This is a genomic window from Sphingobacterium griseoflavum, from assembly GCF_014653155.1.
GTDB classification, from domain to species: Bacteria; Bacteroidota; Bacteroidia; order Sphingobacteriales; family Sphingobacteriaceae; genus Sphingobacterium; species Sphingobacterium griseoflavum.
This window is the reverse complement of sequence record NZ_BNAF01000007.1, coordinates 85286-108268: the sequence shown is the minus strand read 5'-3', so window position 1 is coordinate 108268 and position 22983 is coordinate 85286. Positions and strand designations below refer to the sequence as shown.

Sequence of the window (22983 nt, the reverse complement as noted above, 5' to 3'; positions counted from 1 at the left end):
TTATCGCGTTTCGTCGTCCAATTTTTTCAATCTCGCTTCCAACGCGGCCAGCCGCGTTTCCAGCGCCGGCAATTTACCATACAATACTTGTGAACGGAGGTTGCTGCTATAAGGCATGGCCGGCGATCCTCCCCACTTTTTGTTTTCCTGCTCGATGGATCGATTGATACCCGACTGCGCCTGTACTTGTGAACCGGCCGCAATCTGTATGTGGCCTACGACACCAACCTGTCCTCCCAAAATCACCTGCTCTCCAACCTTTGTGCTACCCGAAATACCGGTCTGTGCAGCGACGACCGTATTGGCCCCTATCTCCACATTATGTGCTACCTGAATCAAATTATCCAGCTTGACCCCCTTCGCAATGACCGTTGAGCCCAATGTCGCGCGGTCAATGACTGTATTCGAGCCGATCTCCACATCGTCCTCAATCACGACATTGCCAATCTGCGGCACCTTGCTGTAGGTACCGTCCGGCTGCGGCGCAAAGCCAAACCCATCACTCCCGACGACCACGCCACTGTGCAACACCACGTTTTCGCCAATGCGGCAATCGTAGTACACCTTGACACCGGGAAAGATAATGGAATTATCACCTATAACGACGCCATCACCGATATATACCTGCGGATGGACTTTTACATTGTTGCCAATCTTTACGTCGCGACCTATGTAAGAGAAGGCCCCTAAATAAAAGTTGGAGCCTACAGTGGCCGATTCATGCATAAAGGAGGGCACCTCAATGCCATCGCGCTCATTGCGCAACTTATGGTAGATTTTCAGCAATTCGGAAAAAGCCAAATAGGCATCTTTGACACGGATCAATGTCGCATCAACATCCTTTTGGAGTTGCAAGTCTTCGTTTACGATAACAGCTGAGGCATTGGTCTGGTACAAAAAATGTTCGTATTTTGGATTGGAAAGAAACGCTAACGAGCCACTCGTCCCTTCTTCGATCTTAGCCAACTGATTTACAAGAACATCGGGATTCCCCTCAACGTATCCGCCCAATAATGTTGCTATTTGATTTGCAGTAAATTGCATCTTACAAATGTATACTTTTTCTTAATTATTTCTTATCCTTTTGTTAACCTTCGTATAATGGAAAACCAATCTCCTTGGGGTAAGAAATAGCAAATTTCTCTACCCTTCTTGCCAAAGCTTCCAGATTTGACAAATCAGATGCCTCAGTAATATCTTGAACGCTACCCATTTTGTTCAAAATCTTGATATTGTTGTAGCGAATGTCATACGCACTGTTTTGGATGGTTTGCACGAAGACAAAATAATCCACTTCCCTATCGTCCAACTCAAAATAATGCCTGACCATTTCCTTTACCCGGGAGACCTCCGCGTCTGAATAAGGCACATTGCGAAGCTCCGTACGCAATAGATCTCTATTCATCAGCCGCTTGCAAAGCATGCGCAAGATCCGATCATCCGCATACACCCAATCCTTCACTGCCGACATAATATCTGTATCGTCCAAACGAGTAAACCAAAGTAGATGATCCGGATTGTCTAGAAAATTGTGGCTATCGATCTTGTTTTTTAAAAAATGACGGAGCGCCTGGGTAGCAAACATCTCCTGCCCCTGCATGCTTAATTCTTTGGCCCTGTACAAAATTTTAATCAGCATCTGTTCGGCACCAATAACAGTTTTATGCAAGTAGACCTGCCAATACATCAGCCGCCGCGCAATCAAAAATTTCTCTACCGAATATATGCCCTTTACTTCCACCACGAGATTATCGTCTTTGACGTTCAGCATTTTGATGATCCGGTCAAAAGAAATCACACCTTCTGAGACCCCTGTAAAAAAGCTATCTCTGTTGAGGTAGTCCATACGGTCGGTATCCAGCTGGCCAGATATCAGCTGATGGAAGAATGGCCGATGGTATTTGTTGTTAAAAATAGTAATCGCCAGCCGTAAACGACCGTGGAACTCGTCGTTTATTTTATCCATAAGCCATGCGGAAATCATCTCGTGGGACACCCCCTCAACAAGCGTATGTTCCAAAGAATGCGAAAAAGGACCGTGTCCTACATCGTGCAGCAGGATTGCCGCCAACGTGGCCTCCTCTTCATCGGCGCTGATCTCCACCTCTTTGCTGCGCAACGTATCAAGCGCCAAGCTAGTGAGATGCATGGCGCCGATCACATGCTGAAACCTGGTATGTAAAGCACCCGGATAAACCAAGTGCGTCATGCTCACCTGCTTGATATAACGCAACCGCTGAATGAAAGGATGTTGGATAAGATCAAAAATAAAAGCCGACGGAATTGAAACAAATCCGTACACGGGGTCGTTGATTATCTTTTTCTTATTCAATTTTCGGCAACCTTTTATTTATTATTATTTTTGATATCACGCTGTTCCCCGTTTATTATTCGTCTAAATTAGCGCAAAGATAAGGAGAATGAAGTTAATTAATGTTAAAAATAAAAGTATTAGCGCCCTATTTGGCTATTTTGTGAAAGGTTTGTGAAGGACAATTTCCCCAAACCTGCCTACAGCCTCGGGATTCTCCAAAGGTCAATAAAAAGCACACAAATGATCAATAAGATACATATACTTTGGGCCGATGATGAGATAGATTTTCTTAGACCGCATGTTATGCTGCTGGAAGAGAAAGGCTATCGCGTCAAGACGGTCAACAACGGCAACGATGCCGTGGACGCTTTCCAGAACGAGCCTTTTGACTTGGTCTTTCTAGATGAAAATATGCCCGGAAAGACAGGTTTGGAAACGTTAGCGATCTTGAAAACCATCAATCCAACCATACCGACGGTTTTGGTTACTAAAAATGAGGAAGAACATCTCATGGAGGACGCAATCGGTTCCAAAATCGACGACTACCTCATTAAACCCGTCAATCCAAAGCAGATCCTGCTAACCATCAAAAAGTTTACCGAAAACAAACGCTTGGTTAGCGAAAAAACCTCTATGGCCTATCAGCAGGAATTTAGGAACTTGGGCATGACCATCAATGATGATTTGGACTTCCGGCAATGGATTGATGCGTATAAAAAACTGATCTATTGGGAGCTCTCCTTGCAAAAGTTGGAAGATGCGGGCATGCACGAAATCCTCACCATGCAAAAAGCAGACGCTAATGCTATTTTCTCCAAATTTATAGAAAAAAAATATCTCAATTGGATACAAAACAAGGAAGAAGGTCCGATCCAGTCGCACCAGCTGTTCAAGAAAAAAGTATTCCCAGCGCTAGAGGCCGAACGCCCTACGTTTTTCTTTCTGATCGATAATCTTCGCTACGACCAATGGAAAATACTTAATGAGGTGATCACCGATTATTATCGGCTGGAAGAGGAAGATGCGTATTACAGCATTCTGCCCACCGCAACACAATATGCGCGAAACGCGATTTTTAGTGGATTGACCCCCTTGGAGATGGAGCGTCGTTTTCCGGATCTTTGGCAGAATGACGATGAGGAAGGCGGGAAGAACCTGAATGAGGACAAATTTTTGGCGGATCAGATCGGCCGCTTGTATCGCCGAGACATCAAACATACCTACCATAAGATCTTGACATTGGAGCAAGGCAAGGAAATTGTGGAGTCATTGAACAATTTGATGCAGAACGACCTGAATGTACTGGTCTACAACTTTGTAGATATGCTTTCCCACGCGCGCACGGACATGGCGATGATCCGCGAGCTGGCCAATGACGAAAGCGCCTATCGATCCATTACGTTGTCTTGGTTTGAACACTCGCCCCTGCTTGATACGTTGAAATGGCTTGCACAGCGAAACGTCAAGGTCATCATCACGACCGATCATGGTACCATTCGGGTAAAACGCCCCAGCAAGATTATCGGCGATCGCAACACGAATACCAACCTGCGCTACAAACAGGGTAAAAACCTCAACTACCAAGCCAAGGAAGTATTTGTCATTAAAAATCCCCACGATGCTCAATTGCCGAAGCTGCATGTAAGTTCTTCATTTGTATTTTCCAAAGACGATTATTTCTTTGTTTACCCCAATAATTACAACCACTTTTCCAACTATTACAATGGAACTTTTCAGCATGGGGGCATCTCGTTGGAAGAAATGATTATCCCGTATGCAGTTTATACGCCAAAATAGATACATTTGAGCATGGAAATCCATGTTAACAATCTTGAAGAATTGCCAGCTGCGGCGCGCAAAATCCTATCTGCCCATCAGAACGATAGGATATTTCTGTTAAAGGGCCAAATGGGAGCGGGCAAAACAACCCTCGTACATGCGCTATGCACTGAACTAGGGGTTACCGAAGCAACATCTAGTCCCACCTTTTCTATTGTGAACGAATACGACTCGCCCAGTGGGCCCATTTTCCACTTCGATTTTTATCGGCTAAAAAAAGAAGAGGAAGCGCTAGATCTGGGCTACGAAGATTACTTCTATTCCGATTCCTACTGTTTCGTTGAATGGCCCGAAAAAATCCCCAATCTCATTCCCCACGATGCCCGAGAGGTAAGCATCGAAATCATATCGCCGAGCAGCCGAAAAATTATCCTAAAATAATTTATTATTTTTTTAAAAGCGGATGCAACCTTCCTCTCTTTTTGCTCGTCTTCCCTATAAAGACTAATCAACCTTGGAAAAGCAACAGTTAGAAAGCATATGGAATAAGTGCCTAAACGGCGACCGAAAGGCACAATTCGCGCTCTATCAGCTGTTCTCCAAAAAAATGTATGCCGTTTGCCTTCGCTATGCTCCGGATGAGCAACAGGCAAAAGACATCTTACAGGTTGGTTTTATAAAGGTGTTTCGAAAAGGCAAACATTTTGAAAACAAGGGATCTTTGGAAGGCTGGATTCGCCGGATCATGGTGCATACCGCCATTGAAAATCACCGGCGCAACCAAATGAGCAGCGTGGAATCTTTTGATGAAAGCCACGAAAGCCTAGCGGGAACGATGGAAAGTACGGACAACGTGCAGTACAAAGACCTGCTAGCACTGATTCAGCTACTACCACTTGGCTACCGCACGGTTTTCAACATGTACGTGATCGATGGTTATTCCCATCGTGAAATAGCTGAAAAGCTGAATATAAGCGAAGGCAATTCAAAATCACAGTTATCCAGAGCCCGGCAATGGCTTCAGGAGAAACTACTTAAAATGGAAGGAAAGGCATCATGAACAACGAACAATTCGACAAGCTCTTCAAACAGGAAATGACCGATTTCGAAGTCGATCCAGGGGCAGATATGTGGGCAAAGATCGAAGCCGAATTGCCGGCGGAGCGGAAAACTGTTTCGATATGGAAGAAAAGCGGATTACGATATGCAGCCGCATTGTTATTGTTGGGTGGGCTTGCCGCAATGATTTTCCGACAACAAATCGAAGCGCCGCCGGCACGGGAACAATTGGTCAAGGTTCGTGAACAACCCGATCAGACGGAGAAAACAGAACAACAAGTTGAAGTTTCGGAAAAAGGGAAAGAAAATACGTTGACGCAACACGCACGCATCATCAAGGCTAACAAAAGCCCGCATAAAGAAAGAGAAGCTGCGATCGTTAAAGTACCGGGGTTGGCGAATAAGGAGGCAAAGTCCAAACTGGATTTATACATTCCTGATCTACATATCGCCAAGATAGAAGCTGTACAGGCAGATACCATTCCGCCAGCGTTGGTCAACACGCAAGTCGTAGAGATCGACCCAATCCAGCCATTGGTCGAAAGTCCTGACGAAGAGGAATCCATGCTGGCGAGCGGCTCGAAAGGGAACGCTAAAACGCAACAGGGCCTCGTTACGGGTATCCTGAATCGAATTTCCGACATGGTGAACCCTGACCAAAACAAAACCATACACTTTAGCAATGACGAAGAAGGATCCCTTCGAATTGACATATTACAATCATTCGTAAAAAACCGTAAAAAAAACAGAAGATAATCCTATGAAAAATACATGTATAACCTACATCCTATCCAGCGTTATGGTAGGCCTGCTTTCCTTAACGTCCGTCTCGGCACAGGATCATAAAAACGATAGCACGGAAAATAAACACCGTGATTACATCCCCACGATTGGAAAAAAAGACTATGATGATCAAGGCAAGAAAATCATCTATCCCAGATTCTTCGGCGGCCCTACTTTTGCCCGTGTAGATTGGGGCTTTTCCCGACTGATCGATAATGGAAGCTTCAGCCTCTCTGCGGATAACCAATTTCTTGATTACAGCAAAGCCTCCAACTTTGGCTTTGACGTGGCCCAAGTGGGTCTTCGGTTCAACGACCTATTCAAGATATATGTATCTACTGGTTTTGAGTGGAATTACCTTCGCCTAAAGAATGACATAATTTTAGATACCAAAGAAGTTCCATTAACGTATGCCGAATCAGAAACAGACTACCGGAAAAATGTATTTACGTCGACCTACTTACGGCTACCATTGACATTTGAGTTCAGGAGTCGCAAAAATCGGCATGGCGATCGCGCAAAGATCGCGGTTGGTGCGATGAGCGGCATATTACTCAAAGGCACGCAACGCCTGAAGAGTGAAGAGTTTGGCAAGCAGAAATTCCGCGACAATTATAATTTGGCAAGTTTTCAATATGGGGCCTTTGCGCGTGTAGGCTACAAATCCATGGGGCTTTTCGCCAAATATTATTTAAACGACATGTTCGAGAATAGCCCTAACCAACAATCATTGAACAATTTTACGTTCGGATTGAGCCTGTGGTTTTAGCATAACGAGACCTCAATCAGCTTAAGATATAAATGCTTACTTTTGTGCCGAACAAAAAATGTTCGGCACTTTTATTTATGGCACAAAAAAATGCTTCCTGCTCGTATATTCCGAATGACACACAACGGACCGACGTCCCCTTCATCTTTGGGGATCAATTATCGCACACCTTTGCTTCCAAGGAAGAGGTCATTGCGGTGGACCATGTGGATTTCGGTATTTCCGAAGGGAAGATAACGGCCATCATCGGCGAATCGGGCAGCGGGAAGAGTACCCTACTAAAATTGATCTATGGCCTGCTGGAGCCAACAACCGGAGAGGTGCGCTACCAAGGTTGGCTCGTGCCTACGCGAAAGGACAAACTCATCCCGGGGCACGATGCCATGCGGCTCGTTTCTCAAGGTTTCGATGATCTTAATCTGTATGCCAAAGTCTGGGACAACATTGCGTCACAATTGCCTAATACAAATTTGGCACGTAAGGAGCGTAAAACGCAAGAGACCTTGGCGCGTCTGAAAATAGAACACCTTGCCCAACAGCGCGTGGCCGACCTCAGCGGTGGCGAAAAGCAACGTGTAGCGATCGCCCGTGCTTTGATCAATGAGCCCGAGGTTTTATTGATGGATGAACCCTTTAACCAGGTGGATGCCGCATTTCGGGATGCCCTGCAACAAGACATCCGCCATATCGTGGCCGAAACGGGGATCACCATCCTCTTGGTGTCCCACGATCCCACCGAAGTATTGGCCATGGCTGATGAGCTCATCGTTATGAAAAATGCCAAGATTATCGAACAGGGATCACCGGAAGCGCTGTACTTTAACCCATCCCATAGCTACACGGCGCAGCTGCTTGCAAAAAGCAATATTCTAACTCCAGATTTAGCCGCTGAACTTGGTATCGCATGCCACACCTCTGTAGGCATTCATCAGGAAGATATTGCCTACCACATTCACCCCGATGGTCAGTTTGTTGTGAAAGACATCCGTTTTCGTGGATTCTTCAATGAATTGGTCGTTCGACGCGGACCGCTGAAGCTGCATGCCATCCTCCATCCCATCATCGACATACCGATCGGTACGCGCGTCGATGTGACCATCAAAAGACACATCGTTTTCGAAAACAAGTAGGGGATTAGCTTCTTTATTCCAACTCGTTTAGCCAAATAAACATCCTGTCTGACCACCTACGCGCATCACTTTTGTTCAACAATCCGAACCCATGCCCGCCGACTTGGTACGCAAACAACTCATTGGCAATCCCAAACTCGTTTAGTGCCTCTTGGTAACGGCTAGCATTTGCAAATACCACTGCCTTGTCGTCGTGCGCATGCACCAAGAAAGTTGGAGGCGTCTTTTTGCTCACCTGTTCATCCAGTGAATAATACCGTACATCAGCCTCCTCTGCCTGAACGCCGATCAGCTGTTCTTTCGATCCTTGGTGCGTAACTTCATCCCGCATGGATATCACCGGATAGATCAATACGGAAAAGTCTGGGCGTAGATTTGTTTGTTTCGGATTCTCGATCTTGGTGTCCTCAAAGTGGTTGGACAATGTAGCGGCAAGATGTCCACCAGCAGAAAAGCCAATGACACCAACGCGGTCAAAAGCATAGGTTTCCCGGATGTACTGCATCGCCCGCTGCGCATCTTGCAACGGTCCGATTTTGCGTATGGGCATGGTTTCATCTTTTGGCAAGCGGTAATAAAGCACAAATGCGCTTATACCATGCTTGTTAAATTCTTTGGCCACTTCGTGCCCCTCGTGGTTGATGGCAACGTGGGAATAGCCGCCGCCCGGAATAATGAGCATACCCTGCTTGGAGCCCTCCACCTCATAGCGGTACAAGACCGGAATGTTTTCGTCGTTCAAGCCTTCCTTCGGCACAGTTGCGTTGGGTATCACATCATAAAGTGCGACTTTCTCTTGCGCCAACGTATAGTAATTGAGGAGTGCAACCATTAAAAGAGCATAGATAAATTTCATAGTTTTATTGATTAGCCACAATGAGTAGATCCAAATCCTTGGAGGTCAAATTGAACTTATCGCCGATATCCTTGTTGGTCAGCATGCCTTGGTACAGGTAAATAGCGCTTCGGATGCATTTATCGGACCAGATCATGTTGTTCATACCACCGCTTTCACCAATCTGCAGCAATAGCGGCGTAAAGATATTCGTCAAAGCATAAGTTGCGGTACGCGCAACCCGAGACGCAATATTAGGCACGCAGTAATGGATGACATCATGTTTTCGAAAAACAGGCTTGTCGTGGCTGGTCACCTCGGAAGTCTCGAAACACCCCCCTTGGTCGATACTCACGTCTATCAGTACCGAATTGGGTTTCATCTTTGAAACGGTTTCTTCGGCGATGATGCACGGAGAACGTCCGTTGCTTGCCCGTACGGCGCCTATCACGACATCGCAAGACCGCACTGCCTTGTTAAGGACAATGGGCTGAATCACCGAAGTAAAGACGCGGCTCCCCACGTTATTCTGCAGGCGCCGCAGCCGGTAAACCGAGCTATCAAATACCTTCACCTGCGCGCCGAGGGCGATTGCGGTGCGGGCAGCATATTCGCCCACTGTTCCCGCGCCGATAATAACCATCTCTGTGGGCGGAACACCTGTTACGCCGCCCAACATCAGGCCTTTCCCATCGAAGATGTTGCTTAGGTATTCTGCAGCGATGAGCACCGAGGTCGCTCCAACAATTTCACTCATAGCCCGAACAACGGTCAGGTGCCCGCCTTCATCTTTCAGATACTCGTAAGAAAGGGCCGTTATCTGCTTTCTGATAAGCGCCTTCAACACCTGAAGATCCATTAAGGAAGGCTGATGGGAGGACATCAGTACCTGCTTGTTGCGCATCAGGCCTACCTCCTCCAACGTCGGACTAGCAATTTTAATGATGATATCACTCTGAAACACCTCATTCCTGTCATGGCTGATCCGTGCACCTTGTTCGGCGTAATGCTGATCCAAAAAATTTGAAGCATCACCCGCCCCGGCTTCGATAATCACCTCATGACCGTACTCGATCAAGAGCGCCACGGAAAGTGGAGTCAAGGGAATTCGCTTTTCTTGGAATGAAACCTCTTTAGGAACGCCTATCTTCAAGGCGTTTCTATTTCTACCAACATGTGCCAGCGCTTCCTGTGTCTGGAAAATGGCTTTATGGGCGATTTTTGACATATCATTCATAAGATCGATCTTTCCCTTTTGTAACCAGTGAAATTAAATATTATTATTGATATTCAGCGCACAGAATATTTAAATCCGTTTTTTTTTATACTTTTACCATAGTGTAATATCGTGTTAATGCAAAAATTACCTGTTTTCAACCAAATCGGCATTGTCCCAAGGTGGACTATATTTCTTTTCGACCTATCCATTGCGGCTATTGCTTTTATATTTGCGTATGCATTGTACTATTCGTTCAATTTGCATGCCTATGCCCGAGCGGAATTCGCAATAGAAATTATCTACTGCCTCGCCACTACATCATTTTCTTTTCTGGTATTCAAGCTCTATTCGGGCATTGTACGCTATACCAGCGCGGTTGATTCCATCCGTATTCTGTCTACCCTGCTGTTCAACATCATTATCCTATTTGCGATCAAGCTGACCTTGATTGCATTGCATATCCCATCACTACTCCCAACCAACATCATCATCATCTATAGTCTGTTTGCTTTTACGGGGCTGACTACCTACCGTACGCTGATCAAGATTGTATTTCAGTACAACAAAACAAAAACTTCTGAAAAGAAAAACGTGGTTGTCTATGGTGCCGGCGACCTTGGTATTGCGGTGAAACGCACGTTCGACCACGACCTAAAATCAAATAAAGTGATCGTAGCCTATATTGACGATAATGAAAGTAAAATCGACAAGTATATTGATGGCGTGAAGATCTTCAAGTCCAAAGATCTGGAGCGTTTGATCGAGAAACTGGGCATAGACGAGCTGATCTTTGCTTCGCATCGAGTAGATCCAGAAAAGAAAGATGCCGTGACAGACATTTGTCTGGAGCATAACGTGAATGTGCTAACCTTACCGCCTGTCAGCGAAATCATCAACGGCACCTTGTCGCCAAACCAGATCAAGAAAATCAAGATCGAGGATCTTTTGGAGCGCGCGCCCATTATTCTATCACACGACAATATACGCGATCAGATCGCGGGCAAAAGAATTTTGGTAACTGGTGCTGCGGGCTCTATCGGTAGCGAAATTGCCAAACAACTAGGACTTTTCAACCCACAGCTAATCATCCTTTGCGATCAGGCGGAATCGCCGCTGCACAACCTTCATCTTGACCTGCAGGAGCGATTCAAGAATCAATCCTACCAATCTTTTATCGCTGACGTAAAAAATGAAGAGCGGATGCGGATACTCTTCGAAACATTCAAACCGCAATATGTATACCATGCAGCAGCCTACAAGCATGTGCCGATGATGGAAAACCATCCGATAGAGGGGGTGCGCACCAACGTGTTCGGCACATTCACCTTGTCCAATCTCGCAGTGGAGTATAATGTTTCGAAATTTGTTTTCGTATCCACCGACAAAGCTGTCAACCCGACGAACGTCATGGGTGCAACCAAACGTATCGCGGAGATGTATGTTCAGTCGTTGAACAACCGCATCATGCAGCAGAACAATGGTGTACAGACCAGATTTATCACAACCCGATTTGGAAATGTACTGGGTTCCAATGGGTCTGTAATACCACGCTTTAAAGAACAGATAGAAAAAGGGGGGCCATTAACGGTGACTCACCCCGATATCACCCGTTACTTCATGACGATCCCCGAGGCCTGTCAGTTGGTTATCGAAGCGGGCTGTATGGGCAATGGCGGAGAGATTTTTGTTTTTGATATGGGAAAATCCGTAAAGATTGTCGACCTCGCCGAGAAAATGATCAAGCTCTCCGGATTTACGCCCTACAAAGAGATTGATATTAAATTCACAGGCCTACGGCCGGGAGAAAAGCTATACGAAGAGCTCCTGAACGACCTAGAGAACACCTTGCAAACGCACCACCAAAAAATCATGATCGCCAAGGTTCGCGAAAACAATTTCGATTTTGTCGCCGATCAAGTGAAAGTTTTGTTTGACCAAACAAAAACAAACAATAACCTGGAAGTTGTCAAGCAAATGAAAGTGATCGTTCCCGAGTTTAAAAGCCAAAATTCGATTTATGAGCAGCTGGACAAAGCGGTTTCAAGCTCAACTAATTGATATAAAGCCGAGATTTTTTATTAATACTTGCAATAAACTTTTAAAAGTGTAATTTTGCGTTCCATATTTATTATACGATCATAGCAGATGTCAAACACAAATGTAAATCCAATAGAGCCTAAAAAATCAACTGGTTCATTTTTTCAGGACAACCAAAAGAGCATAATCTTCATCGTTGGCGCAATCATCGTCTTGATATTGCTGTATTGGGGTTATCAGAAATTATACCTGGCTCCGCGTGCAGAGAAGGCTGCCAATGAGATTTACAAAGCTGAGGAATATGCCATGATAGACTCGCTACAGGCCAAAGCAATAAATGGGGATGGATCGTTTATGGGCTTTAAAGAAATCGCCGATGAGTATTCCAACACCAAATCTGCAAACATCGCCAATGCATACCTTGGTGGATTGTACCTGCGTCAAGGCAATTTTCAGGAAGCAATCAAGTATTTGCAAAAATATTCCGATACAGGAAGCGAAATTTTAGATCCTTTGGTTACCGGATTGATTGGTGACGCCTATTCAGAGTCTAAAGATTATAAATCTGCAGCCGATTATTATAAAAAAGCCGCTGACAAAAGTAAAAATTCATACACCTCACCCCTATTCCTGAAAAAACTAGGACTGGTATATGAAGTATTAGAAGATTTCAAAAACGCTGAGAAAGCCTATCAATCGATAAAATCGGACTACCCGGAAAGTCCTGAAGCTAATATGATCGATGGGCCATTGGCACGTGTGCAAGCGAAACAATAGTCATTGATTACCAAAAAGACGCGGAGGCTGCTTATTTCATAAAGCAGCCTTTTTTATTTATCTTTGCCCGCATGTCAAGCAGCATAAAAAATCTTTCCGACTTTTCTCATTTAGAAGTCGGGAATGCAGAGGGGTTAAAATTTGCCATTGTCGTATCGCAGTGGAATGCCCAAGTAACGGGCGCATTACTGGAGGGCGCTATCACAGGGCTTAAAAAGCATGGCGTCAATGATGGTGACATGGAGGTGTTGCAGGTTCCCGGCAGTTATGAGCTGGTGTCTGGGTCTGATATCGTGCTTCGGAATAAGGCATTTGATGCCGTTATCACTTTGGGCTGTGTCATCCAGGGCGAAACAAGACATTTCGACTTTATATGCGACGCCGTGGCACACGGAATAGCAAATGTTGCCATCAAATACAATAAACCGGTCATTTTCGGCGTATTAACAACAGACAACCTGCAACAGGCGCTTGATCGCTCTGGCGGAATACATGGCAACAAAGGCGAGGAGGCGGCTATTACCGCTATCCAAATGGCCCTTTTAAGCCAACGGTTCCCTTCGGTTTAACCAAAACATGGCACATATGAAACGTAATTTCGTCCTCCTCATCGGAACCCTCTTTTTGGGATCTATCATCCTGTCATCCTGTTCTTCGCAAAAACAATGCGCGGCATACAGTACCTATCCCAAAAAAAAGCACAGGACGAAATAGCAAACTCGTTTAGGCATCCCATATTCAGTTAGTGTGGAAGTGGGTGCCATCTCTTTTTTACTCAGCAAAAAACTATGAAAACATATTTAACGGCAGCGATTATTGGTCTTCTCGCTTTAACAGGAGAACAGGTTGTGGCACAAGCTAGCCAAGAATCTGTTTCTTTACTATGGAAAGGTGTTGGTGGAAAAAACCGTTGGGACAATACCAACTACATCTTATTTGCGGCTAGTGGCAACGATTCCAAACACGTTCAAAGCGGCCGTAAGTTCCTTATCGACAAGCGATCCGGTCAAGTACGTTTTGAAGGCCGACTGGGCGATGGCGACAACATCGTCGCTATTTTCAATTGCAAGACCGATAAACTGCTGAAGCTTTCCAGCAATGGAAACGAAGGCAAGCCCAATTCCACGGAGGCAGATGACGTTTTCGCCAAAATAAACGAACAGTTTAAGAAAGACGCACGTTTTATTTTTCTGCCTACCTTGGTCGATAAAGCCGGAAAGGCAAGCTTGAAAATTGTTAACGCCGAAAAACTGCAGCACATCACCTTCCAGCTAAAAGACAACAGCTTGGGTGGGGAGCTCTATTTCAATCCGGAAACCGGCTATATAAAACAATTGGTCGATAAGGATGGAAATGAGTTTTATGTAAACGGCTACAAAGATATCGGCGGAGGTTTGTTTCTTCCCACGACCTTCAAAAGCATAGACAACCAAGATAAGAGCACATCGTTTACCACCGTTGCCGCATTTACGGAAATGGAAGATTCCAAATTTTCAACCCTTTAATCATGAGCTGGAAAAATTTAACCGGGCTACAACAGCTCGAACAACTGAGGGCATCGAACGAGCCCTTCCTGATTTTCAAACATAGCACACGCTGCTCTGTGAGCAGCATGGCCAAACGCAATGTGGAGTATGATATGGATATCCTGCCTGCAGATGTATCGTTGTATTACCTAGATCTTATCCAATTTAGGGAGATATCCGCTTACATAGCGGAAGCGTGGAAGGTCACACATGAGTCTCCCCAGCTTTTGCTGCTCCAAGGAGACTCGTGCTTGTATCATGCTTCGCATCAGGACATCGAGCTTAAAGACGCTGTTTCCGTTATTTCCGAATAACGGAAACCGTTCCGGCCCTGCCCTCGGCATCCAGTACAACAAAGCTATACACTTGCCCTGCCTGCAACACAAGTGGCTCCGTATACATTTGGCTACCTAGGTTAGGCTTGGTTCCATCCGTGGTGTAATAGATTTTAAAAGTGGGATATTCCACATTGGCGTGCAGTTTTCCATCCATTTCCTTCACACCCACTGCCGGCAACCTAAATTTCACCAATCCCGCTATTTTGGGCAACTCTACCTCACTTACTTTGTTGAGGAATTCGCTGTAATCTTTGTTGAATGCATGGATATCAAATTTGGCATCATCTTCATAGCGCTTCCGGGGTGCCCAAGCTCGCTCGGCTAGCGAAAAAAGCCTCGGAAAAACCATGTAGTCCAATCGTTCTCCCGTCACGACCGTTTCTGCCCATAACCCGCCTTTTATACCAAGAAGATGAGATCTGCCCTTTTCATTCAGCCGCTTTTTTCCACGGAAATGTCCCTCTTCGAACTTGGAACCATTGATGCTGTGCTGTATGGATGCGAAGAAATTTTCGGGAAGAAAGGTATAGGATTGGTAAAGATCTGCATAGGATGCCCATTTCAGTCCCGGTTCTTCAAAGTTCGTATCCCATGCCATATCAAAGTAATTATTGTTGGCACTGATATAAACAGTTGGATAACCCGCATTGGCCAAGCGATAGGCCAAATCCTCTTGGCCCGCACCGATGAGGTTGTTCCATACATCCAACTGTATATTGGCCGAAGCGAGTTCTTGGTTCACTTCCATTCCATTACCCTTGTTCACCATACCCATTTCCTCCCATCCGGCAAGCTGCAAACCCTTGTTTTGGCAGAGATGATTTATCTTATCGATATAATAAGGCCAAACTTCGTAAACGGACGCCATGCCTAAACTGTCCATCAATTGCTTGATCTTCGGAGACTTCTCCCAAGCGCCGCTCGGCACTTCGTCGCCACCTAGCGATACCTTCTGCAGTGTTAATCCTGCATCGGCATACATGCTTTTGAATTCATCCAAAACAACAGAAATGAAGGCATAGACGGAAGGCAATGCTACATTCATGACATTGTCGTTCCAATATTGCGCAGAGCTGTAAACCGAACGATCTTCCAGATCGTGTAACAGATATCGTTCTGCCTCTTTCTTGTCTCCTTTCGCTAGGTAAGCATGGTAGCGCGCCTCCATTGCCTTGATCGATGCACGTGCATGGCCCGGCGTTTCGATCTCGGGCACCACGGTTATATGGCGTTGTTTGGCATAACGGAGTATATCGATAAAATCCTCTCGGGTGAGAAAATTATGAGGCGAGGAGGAAGCTCCCGAGCCGTAAGAGGGCTGAATGCTCTGTCCTGAAGCAAACATCGCTGTACGATTGGCACCTACGGCAGTGAGTTCGGGTAAAGCCGCAATTTCTATGCGCCAACCTTCATCATCAATAAAATGGAAATGGAACGTATTGATCTTATAGCGGGAAAGGAGATCGATATATTTCAGGATCGTCGATTTTTCCTTGAAATTGCGCGCGATATCCATCATAAATCCGCGATAGGCATATCTTGGCTCGTCATCGATATCCACCAAAGGTAACGTCACCTTGCTACCTTGAAAAGCAGCCGGCGAAAGCAGCGATCGTAGGGACTGCAATGCATAGAATACGCCCGCACCCTCACTCGCCTCGATTCGTATACCATCTTTCTGGATACGCAGGCTATAGGCTTCGTCGCTGTAACCTGCAACCTGCTTAACGCGTATCTGCGCCTTGTCCGCTTCGGATCCTGTAAAAGTCAGCTGTTCAAAAGCATTGGCGAATCCCTGCAGGTTATTCCGCTCTACCTCAAACGCTGGATCTATCCAATAGGAAATGGTTCCCTCCAGTACGAGCTTGCCCTGACGCTCGTTCATTTTCTTCGGCGTCGGCAGCACCTGCTTCCGGGCAGTAGATAGCTGGCGCGTTTCATTTTTGGTATACAACCGTGCCCAATAGGCCGCCTGCTGGCTATCATCCGGCTGTATCGCAGTAACACTCAGCGAGAGCGGAGAAACGATGTCCGGATTGGATCGATCTTGCAGGTAAAAGCCATTGGGTATGTTGGAAACGTTCAAGATCGGATATTTTGAAGCATAGGTGATTTGCAGCGAGTCTTGTGGTTGGATCTGTGCGGCGTCTGCAAAACGCACCCGAAACAGATTGCCATTTTCATCGCTCAACGTATAGTTCGTCGTCTGCCTTTCCTCAATTGGAAAAATAGCGTTGAACCACAGATCCGCATTGCTTAGATCAACCACCTGTGCACTCGTATTTTTTAGCACCAAGTCTAGGTTAAGGCTATCTTTACCATTATAGGATGCGGTCTTCCGCCAGTACAGGGCAATGGGGGAATTTGCAACCTGCGCATAGGAACAGAAAGAAAGACTTGCGAAACCTACCGTCGCCAAGGTCATCAAGAAGAGAGGTTTTATTTTCATGTTGTTACTGCTATCCAGCTTTTGCTATGGGCTAAATGTACCGTATTTTTTTAAATTATATTTTTTTTAGAATAAATTTTGGAGAATAGACAATCCTTCCTATATTTGCACACCGAAACACAAAAAAGGCCCGTTCGTCTAGGGGTTAGGACGCAAGATTTTCATTCTTGAAACAGGGGTTCGATTCCCCTACGGGCTACTTAAGGAGACACTGCTTATTGGTTGTCTCCTTTTTTTATGGCAGCAAAAAATCTGTGACCCAAACTGTTAGCGTTAGGTCATTTATAGTTCAATATTTTAAGAGACCTATACTAAGTCCAGTGCCTGTAATTCAGCAACAAGCCGATGAAGCCCTTCCTCTATTTTTTTCAGTTGGGGCTGGCGAGGCTTCTTTAGCCCAGAAGAATAATGCTGTAGCTGTCGTTGGAGTTGGAGTTGGAGTTGGTAAATAGTACTTTATAGTACTTTAATAGGCTTTCCACATCAAAATGATATATATTTTCATAATCACTTTTCTCCTCCCCCATAGATGCCTTCGGCATTCTCTGCATAAACACCGAACATATCGGCACGGCGCTCGATGATGATTTTCAAGGTTTTCATAATGTTGTCCCTTTTAGGCTTCATGAGAACCTGATGCTTATTTAAGCCCCAGATCCTTCATGATTTTTTTGCGAAGGCCTTCTCCAATTTCCTTAAAGGCATTTGCATCCAAAGATCGATCAGATCATTCCAAAGATATACATCCTTAAAACGCGTGTTCACTGAGTCCAAAATAGATGGTTTTTCCCTCTCTCGGATTAAGAGGCTCGGGCAACTTTCGTTTACATCCTGCCCAGAATAGGCAGGTTAGCAGACAGCATATACCGTTCAGTCTAGGGTTTTTCATTTTACGTAGGTTATAAATGTCACCAGCAGCACCTTTAGCATAATGCTGCTGATGGCATATTGGGTTATGTAGTCCTATTCTACGACCTCTATATCGATAAACGTCTTATCGTTATTCGTAAAATACATTATTGCATCAGTACGATATCCTCTAGGTTTTCTTTTTCCTGAAAGTATCGTTATACTCAACGCACTGTAAATTATATTACCCTGAGCATCCTTATTGTTCCATGTGTTCTCTACGCCATGATTTATATGAAAACTCCCTGCTCTTTCAAGCCGATATGATCTTTTAAAGCTATAAGATAGGTAATCTGATGAAAAACTTTCATTTCTAAAGTTGTCATTTTGAATAATTGAAATTACATCATACAGGATATCATGCGATCCGACTTTAAAAAACATGAAATCCTTCACCCAAGGGCTGTCTTCTATCATCGAAAAATCTTCCATCCCAAAATCTTTTGGTAAAAATGTCCCCTCGATCGAGACCGTATCCCCTACCGTATAGCTTGTTTTTTCTGGCAATAGAGTTACTAATACTTTAGCTCCGTCAATTCTATTTACACTTTCATATACATAATCATCTTTCTTGCACCGCATAGCAGTGCATATCGATAGCGCTAAGACAGAACTATACAAGACAAGTCTTTTGCAATTTATTCTAATAGCCATACAACCTAAATAACTCGGTATTTTTCATACACATCCTTAAAACGCATGTTCACAGAGTCCAAAATAGATGGTTTTCCCTCTCTCGGATTAAGAGGCTCGGGCAACTTTCGTTTACATCCTGCCCATAATAGGCAGGTTAGCAGACAGCATATAACGTTCAGCCTAGGGTTTCTCATTTTACGTAGGTTATAAACGTCACCATCAGCACCTTTAGCATAATGCTGCTGATGGCATATTGGGTTATGTAGTCCTATTCTACGACCTCTATATCGATAAACGTCTTATCGTTATTCGTGAAAATTAACGGAACATACCCCCGATACCCTTTAGGTTTACGTTTGCCTGTCAATACGCTTATATAAATCAAACTGTATATATTTTGACTCGAAAAGGAAGGATCATTCATTATTTTATATAAACCTGACTTCTTAATTACGTAGGTATACTTTATGTTGTATGCCGTTTTATCGCTATTAAATCCTGTTTTGACACCTACTAATCCAAATGCGTCATAGTCGATATTTGGTAAATTGTTTTGATCGTAAAAACGGAAATCCGAAAGGCTTGGATCCTCTAAGCTCTTAAAATCATCAAGACCAATATCTTGCGGCAACATCGTCCCTGTGATCGAAATCAACTCTCCTACTTTATACGACAAGTTGGTTGGAGTAAGGCTAATATCTATTTTTTTTCCTTCCAAACCCTGTAGGTCATAATAAACATAATCATCTTTCTTGCACCGCATAGCAGTGCATATGGATAGCACTAAGACAGAACTATACAAGACAAGTCTTTTGCAATTTATTCTAATAGCCATACAACCTAAATAACTCGGTAACTTGATTGGCGGTATTCTTAGGTGGATACTGCGCAACTATCTTTTGTCTCAATACTGTCATAGAAGTAACATCAGGAGTCAACAGGTCATAGAGCTGTTTATATGTAAACCCTGAAACCCTGTCTGTTCCGCTGTCCACTATGGAACTATAACTTGTGCCACTTCTAAGCTGCAAAGCATTGTTGTCACTATCCATCAAATCTCGGAATAATCCGGATGGGATCCAACGGGCAAAACTTGCGGCGTCACTCGCACTTCCCGGAATAGTGGAGGGATCACCGTAGTATGCTGTCATATTTCTATTATACCTACCATCCCTTATATTTGGGATTGTTGCGCTTGTAGAACTTGGAAACGTTTGATACATCAGCTGATATTCAATAAAATAAGACCATGCTTCAGCTACGCCAGTATACGTTGCGTAGGCTGGCGATCCATCCCCATAAGTGCCATTTGTTTTATCGAACATAGCTTGATACTGCACATTTGCCCAATAAGCATTGCTTACTTTTGCCTTATGGCTGTAATGTGCCGCTTCATGAAATACCATAGCATAGATCTCACTGGTATTCTTGCCGGAAGTACCGATGACAATATCGGGAAGATTGCCATGGCTAATCGTTGCGCGCGTAATAAGATCCATGATAGGACTGAGGGAAAATATACCTGTCTTCCCAACGAGTGATCCAAAGTTTTCTCCGTTCCTACTTGCAATCCCTGGATAATGTACACTGTAAGATCGGAGTGTGCGGTTGTGGAGCAATGGAGCTCCACCGTAATTCGAACTTTTAAAGACCCAAGTTCTTAAACCATCCGGACGAGCTATCTGATTAGCTCTCGTGAAATCATCGTAAATCACATAAGCATTGTTTATTGTTGCCTTAACCCATAAGTCGCGTTTGCTTCCCGTGGTGTGTTCTATCGTGTAATTGAACACTTTTCCCTCGCCCAATTTATCGCTGACCAAAAATCCAGCATGTTCCGTCCATCTCTGCGTCGTATAGTTCGTGCTGTTCCTATTCCATATCTTAACGGAAGGAGTATGCTTATATCTCCTATTTACAAAATAATAACCGTTATCATTTGTCTGGGATACATCATTCCACCAAAGCGTTTTTATGTATATTGCAGCTCGCCGCAAGGGCACTGATCCACCAAAGCTATTTTGTACCATTATTGTCCCCGAAGGGTTGAACCTCCTGCTGAATAAACCGAGAAGTTCCCTGTCGTTCAGGTTGCTCGACATGAGCTGATGCCCGTTGACAACTTCATTTTCAAGATTATCGGTCATCTTCATCGCTAAGGTCTCAAGTTCATCCTCGCCATCTTCCGGCATGTATATTTCTTCCAAAACCTCGTACTGGACATCGGGGAAACTATAATCATGAGGAACAAATGCATAAAGCCATGTTATTTTATCTTCCGGTATTTCAGGATCATGGTAGTAATCCAAATCCATGGAGTTTTCATAGCCAAACGGAACGGGATCATACAGCAGTGTACTGTCCTGCTCCAGAACTTGCATTTCCTCATAGTCTGCTGGTAGGAACCGTACATATAAATGTGTCGGCGACAGATCACTTACACTTGGAAAATCTGCATCGGGAGCAACAGACATCAATAATTGTATAGCTCTTTTCATATTTGGGAGTGAATAGGGGTTTTCAAGTTTTTCTCCCAGACCCGAAGCAGTTTTCCTAAGATCGTTCCCTGCCTCGGATACGATTTCCTGTCTTTGACATGCTCCAATAAAGACGGTGAGTATGATAATAATCAAGATAAATTTTTTTTGCATATCGGCTTTATTTCTTTAAAGCTATATGGAATTTATTTCAAAAGTGGTAACATTTCGTTAATTAACAATAACATCATTCAGTCTTGATCTTCAATATACTCCTGCATTTGCGCCTTGATGAACGAAACAGTCGAAGAGGGAATCTTGACTTCTTTGTTTACAACTTCATGGGCTATATGCAGGGCTTTATCCCGACGATGTGTTTTCACATAGACATCATGCAAATAGAAGAGAGGTAAAAAACGGTTCGGACACATGTTCGCCGCCAGCTTCAGGTGCTTTTCGGCACTGCACCAGTCTCCCGATCCCCTGTGATTGTCGGAAAAAAGCATCTGGATATCGTAATCATTCCAGTAGTTGAGTGTACCATCGAGGATTTCTAGACTTTGTTGGTACCAACCCCGATGGTTCAGTTCTGCAGCATAATTATATAAAAACATGTGATTCCCGTTCCAAGAGCGGTGGAGTGCTTCATATGCAGGCAACATTTTCCCGGTCTCGCCCGCAAAAGAACGCTCTGCCACCCGATTCCATTTGTATTCAAATCGAATATCTTTGATCAATAAGTAAGCGGCTATACAAATAAGAGAAAAGGTCGCCAGTCTGCTCCAGCTGCCCGAAATAATTGCTATCGACCTGCTTTCTTTGGCTATCTGCACCATACAGTACATCAAAACTACCCCTGTAAGTGGGTATTGAAACGGATACGAAAACAGGGAAAAGATACCGATCGAAATGATGGAAAGCAGATATGGTGAGCACCATTGCGTCTTTCTGATCAACAGCATCCACGTATAGCTCGCCATTAAAAGTGCGCATATTCCATATCGGACAGTTAGCATCAAATATTCGTTAAAGGAATGCATCATATTGTCTGCCAACAGCTTACAACTACTTTCCGGATACCTGGCAAAGTACTCTGCCTGATACAGCATATATTCCTTATGAAAACCGTAGCTTCCTCCTCCAAAAAGGAAATGATCGGCAATCAGATTACCGCTTATTTTCCAAATCAGTGTTCTGCCGATGGCTGAGTCTTGTTTGAGCAAAAATAAGTAACCGCAAAACAAAACGGACACGAGGATCATACCAGCTCCTATATACTTTTTATAGGGTTTGAACTTTGCTGGAAAGTTATGGAAACACCAAATCCCGCTCACGACCGTTATTGATAGCAATCCCGCCCTTGATTCCGTCAGCACAACCGTCAACAACAAGATTAGCGCACAGCAAGCGGACAAGACCTTATACCGCTGGATAAACACCAATAAAAATGGGAACGAAAAAGCCAAGTTTGCCGCCAAACCGGAAGGGTTGCCGTATGATCCCAAAATTCGAAACTCCTGGCCCGTCGGCAAGACCAATATATATTGCAACAATCCATAGCCTGCTGCCAACAGGGAAATTCCGAGACAAAGAAAGTCAATGACTCTTGCCGGAACTACCTGTTGTTGAAAAAAAAGGTACAATACAGATAGAGAAATCAATACGGCAATTTCTATCACCGGTATTTCAGCCAAGACTCCCCTGATCAACAGGTAGAGCAAGAGAAGTGTCAACATCAGCCCTATTTTGTCGACGGCTATCTTGTAATTTCGATCAAATAAGGTCAACAGTCCACCCATACAGGACAGCAATACAAAGGCATACCACTTCGACGTCAGTTGGCCATCCACCAAACAATCCAAGCTCAAGAACATGACCGAGGACAACAATAGCACGATAATGGTGCCGCACGAAATGACCTTGTAGCTGTTCATCTGAAAACAACT

The 22983-nt window shown here is 44.4% G+C and carries 21 protein-coding genes and 1 tRNA gene; 12 read left to right on the top strand and 10 right to left on the bottom strand.

Annotation, left to right across the window (positions count from 1 at the left end):
* Both lpxD and IE165_RS10530 read right to left on the bottom strand, forming a co-directional pair.
* Entirely contained in the window at positions 1-1044 is a 1044-nt protein-coding gene (gene lpxD / locus IE165_RS10535; protein ID WP_189626583.1) for a UDP-3-O-(3-hydroxymyristoyl)glucosamine N-acyltransferase, read from the bottom strand.
* Positions 1045-1087: 43 nt separating this feature from the next.
* Positions 1088-2332 (bottom strand): HD domain-containing protein, encoded by a 1245-nt coding sequence (locus IE165_RS10530; protein ID WP_189626582.1) that lies wholly within the window; start codon positions 2330-2332, stop codon positions 1088-1090.
* A gap of 222 nt (positions 2333-2554) precedes the next feature.
* Between IE165_RS10530 and porX the strand changes: the two genes are divergently transcribed.
* From porX to IE165_RS10500, 6 genes are all read left to right on the top strand, one after another.
* A complete protein-coding gene (gene porX, locus IE165_RS10525; protein ID WP_373297920.1) occupies positions 2555-4111 on the top strand; it encodes a T9SS response regulator signal transducer PorX in 1557 nt (518 codons plus the stop codon).
* A gap of 12 nt (positions 4112-4123) precedes the next feature.
* A complete protein-coding gene (gene tsaE / locus IE165_RS10520) occupies positions 4124-4534 on the top strand; it encodes a tRNA (adenosine(37)-N6)-threonylcarbamoyltransferase complex ATPase subunit type 1 TsaE (RefSeq protein ID WP_189626581.1) in 411 nt (136 codons plus the stop codon).
* A gap of 73 nt (positions 4535-4607) precedes the next feature.
* Positions 4608-5153 (top strand): RNA polymerase sigma factor, encoded by a 546-nt coding sequence (locus IE165_RS10515; protein WP_189626580.1) that lies wholly within the window; start codon positions 4608-4610, stop codon positions 5151-5153.
* Entirely contained in the window at positions 5150-5908 is a 759-nt protein-coding gene (locus IE165_RS10510) for a hypothetical protein (RefSeq protein ID WP_189626579.1), read from the top strand. The genes IE165_RS10515 and IE165_RS10510 overlap by 4 nt, the downstream gene beginning before the upstream one ends.
* A 4-nt stretch (positions 5909-5912) precedes the next feature.
* Complete coding sequence (locus tag IE165_RS10505; protein WP_229826505.1) at positions 5913-6704, top strand: outer membrane beta-barrel protein; 792 nt, start codon at positions 5913-5915, stop codon at positions 6702-6704.
* 77 nt (positions 6705-6781) lie between these two features.
* On the top strand, positions 6782-7834 hold the full coding sequence (locus IE165_RS10500) for an ABC transporter ATP-binding protein (protein WP_189626578.1): 1053 nt from the start codon (positions 6782-6784) through the stop codon (positions 7832-7834).
* Between the two features lie 13 nt (positions 7835-7847).
* Here IE165_RS10500 and IE165_RS10495 read toward each other — a convergent pair whose 3' ends face one another.
* Positions 7848-8690: an alpha/beta hydrolase gene (locus tag IE165_RS10495; RefSeq protein WP_189626577.1), complete on the bottom strand. Its 843-nt coding sequence runs from the start codon at positions 8688-8690 to the stop codon at positions 7848-7850.
* Between the two features lie 4 nt (positions 8691-8694).
* Positions 8695-9906, bottom strand: coding sequence for an alanine dehydrogenase (locus IE165_RS10490; protein ID WP_189626576.1), 1212 nt, complete (start codon positions 9904-9906; stop codon positions 8695-8697).
* Positions 9907-10023: 117 nt separating this feature from the next.
* Here IE165_RS10490 and IE165_RS10485 point away from each other — a divergent pair, with 117 nt between their 5' ends.
* The 5 genes from IE165_RS10485 to ytxJ all read left to right on the top strand — a co-directional run bounded on the left by IE165_RS10485 (position 10024) and on the right by ytxJ (position 14542).
* Positions 10024-11946 carry a polysaccharide biosynthesis protein gene (locus tag IE165_RS10485; RefSeq protein WP_189626575.1) on the top strand — a complete coding sequence of 641 codons (1923 nt, stop codon included), beginning with the start codon at positions 10024-10026 and terminating at the stop codon, positions 11944-11946.
* Positions 11947-12033: 87 nt separating this feature from the next.
* On the top strand, positions 12034-12702 hold the full coding sequence (locus IE165_RS10480; RefSeq protein WP_189626574.1) for a tetratricopeptide repeat protein: 669 nt from the start codon (positions 12034-12036) through the stop codon (positions 12700-12702).
* A 71-nt stretch (positions 12703-12773) separates the two neighbouring features.
* Positions 12774-13271 (top strand): 6,7-dimethyl-8-ribityllumazine synthase, encoded by a 498-nt coding sequence (gene ribH, locus IE165_RS10475; protein WP_189626573.1) that lies wholly within the window; start codon positions 12774-12776, stop codon positions 13269-13271.
* Positions 13272-13490: 219 nt separating this feature from the next.
* Entirely contained in the window at positions 13491-14207 is a 717-nt protein-coding gene (locus IE165_RS10470) for a hypothetical protein (RefSeq protein WP_189626572.1), read from the top strand.
* 2 nt (positions 14208-14209) lie between these two features.
* On the top strand, positions 14210-14542 hold the full coding sequence (ytxJ, locus tag IE165_RS10465; RefSeq protein WP_189626571.1) for a bacillithiol system redox-active protein YtxJ: 333 nt from the start codon (positions 14210-14212) through the stop codon (positions 14540-14542).
* Here the strand turns inward: ytxJ and IE165_RS10460 are convergent.
* Complete coding sequence (locus IE165_RS10460) at positions 14529-17015, bottom strand: beta-N-acetylhexosaminidase (protein ID WP_189626570.1); 2487 nt, start codon at positions 17013-17015, stop codon at positions 14529-14531. The two genes, ytxJ and IE165_RS10460, sit on opposite strands and share 14 nt — an antisense overlap.
* 127 nt (positions 17016-17142) lie before the next feature.
* On the opposite strand from IE165_RS10460, the gene IE165_RS10455 reads away from it, so the two are divergent.
* Positions 17143-17214, top strand: a tRNA-Glu gene (locus IE165_RS10455).
* Between the two features lie 193 nt (positions 17215-17407).
* On the opposite strand, the gene IE165_RS18570 is transcribed toward IE165_RS10455, so the two are convergent.
* The 5 genes from IE165_RS18570 to IE165_RS10430 all read right to left on the bottom strand — a co-directional run bounded on the left by IE165_RS18570 (position 17408) and on the right by IE165_RS10430 (position 22971).
* Positions 17408-17542: a hypothetical protein gene (locus IE165_RS18570; protein ID WP_262891178.1), complete on the bottom strand. Its 135-nt coding sequence runs from the start codon at positions 17540-17542 to the stop codon at positions 17408-17410.
* Between the two features lie 436 nt (positions 17543-17978).
* On the bottom strand, positions 17979-18578 hold the full coding sequence (locus tag IE165_RS10445) for a hypothetical protein (protein WP_189626569.1): 600 nt from the start codon (positions 18576-18578) through the stop codon (positions 17979-17981).
* Between the two features lie 250 nt (positions 18579-18828).
* Positions 18829-19323, bottom strand: coding sequence for a hypothetical protein (locus IE165_RS10440; RefSeq protein WP_189626568.1), 495 nt, complete (start codon positions 19321-19323; stop codon positions 18829-18831).
* Positions 19324-19384: 61 nt separating this feature from the next.
* Positions 19385-21211 carry a hypothetical protein gene (locus IE165_RS10435; RefSeq protein ID WP_189626567.1) on the bottom strand — a complete coding sequence of 609 codons (1827 nt, stop codon included), beginning with the start codon at positions 21209-21211 and terminating at the stop codon, positions 19385-19387.
* 77 nt (positions 21212-21288) lie between these two features.
* A complete protein-coding gene (locus tag IE165_RS10430; RefSeq protein ID WP_189626566.1) occupies positions 21289-22971 on the bottom strand; it encodes an O-antigen ligase family protein in 1683 nt (560 codons plus the stop codon).
* Between the last annotated feature and the right edge of the window lie 12 nt (positions 22972-22983).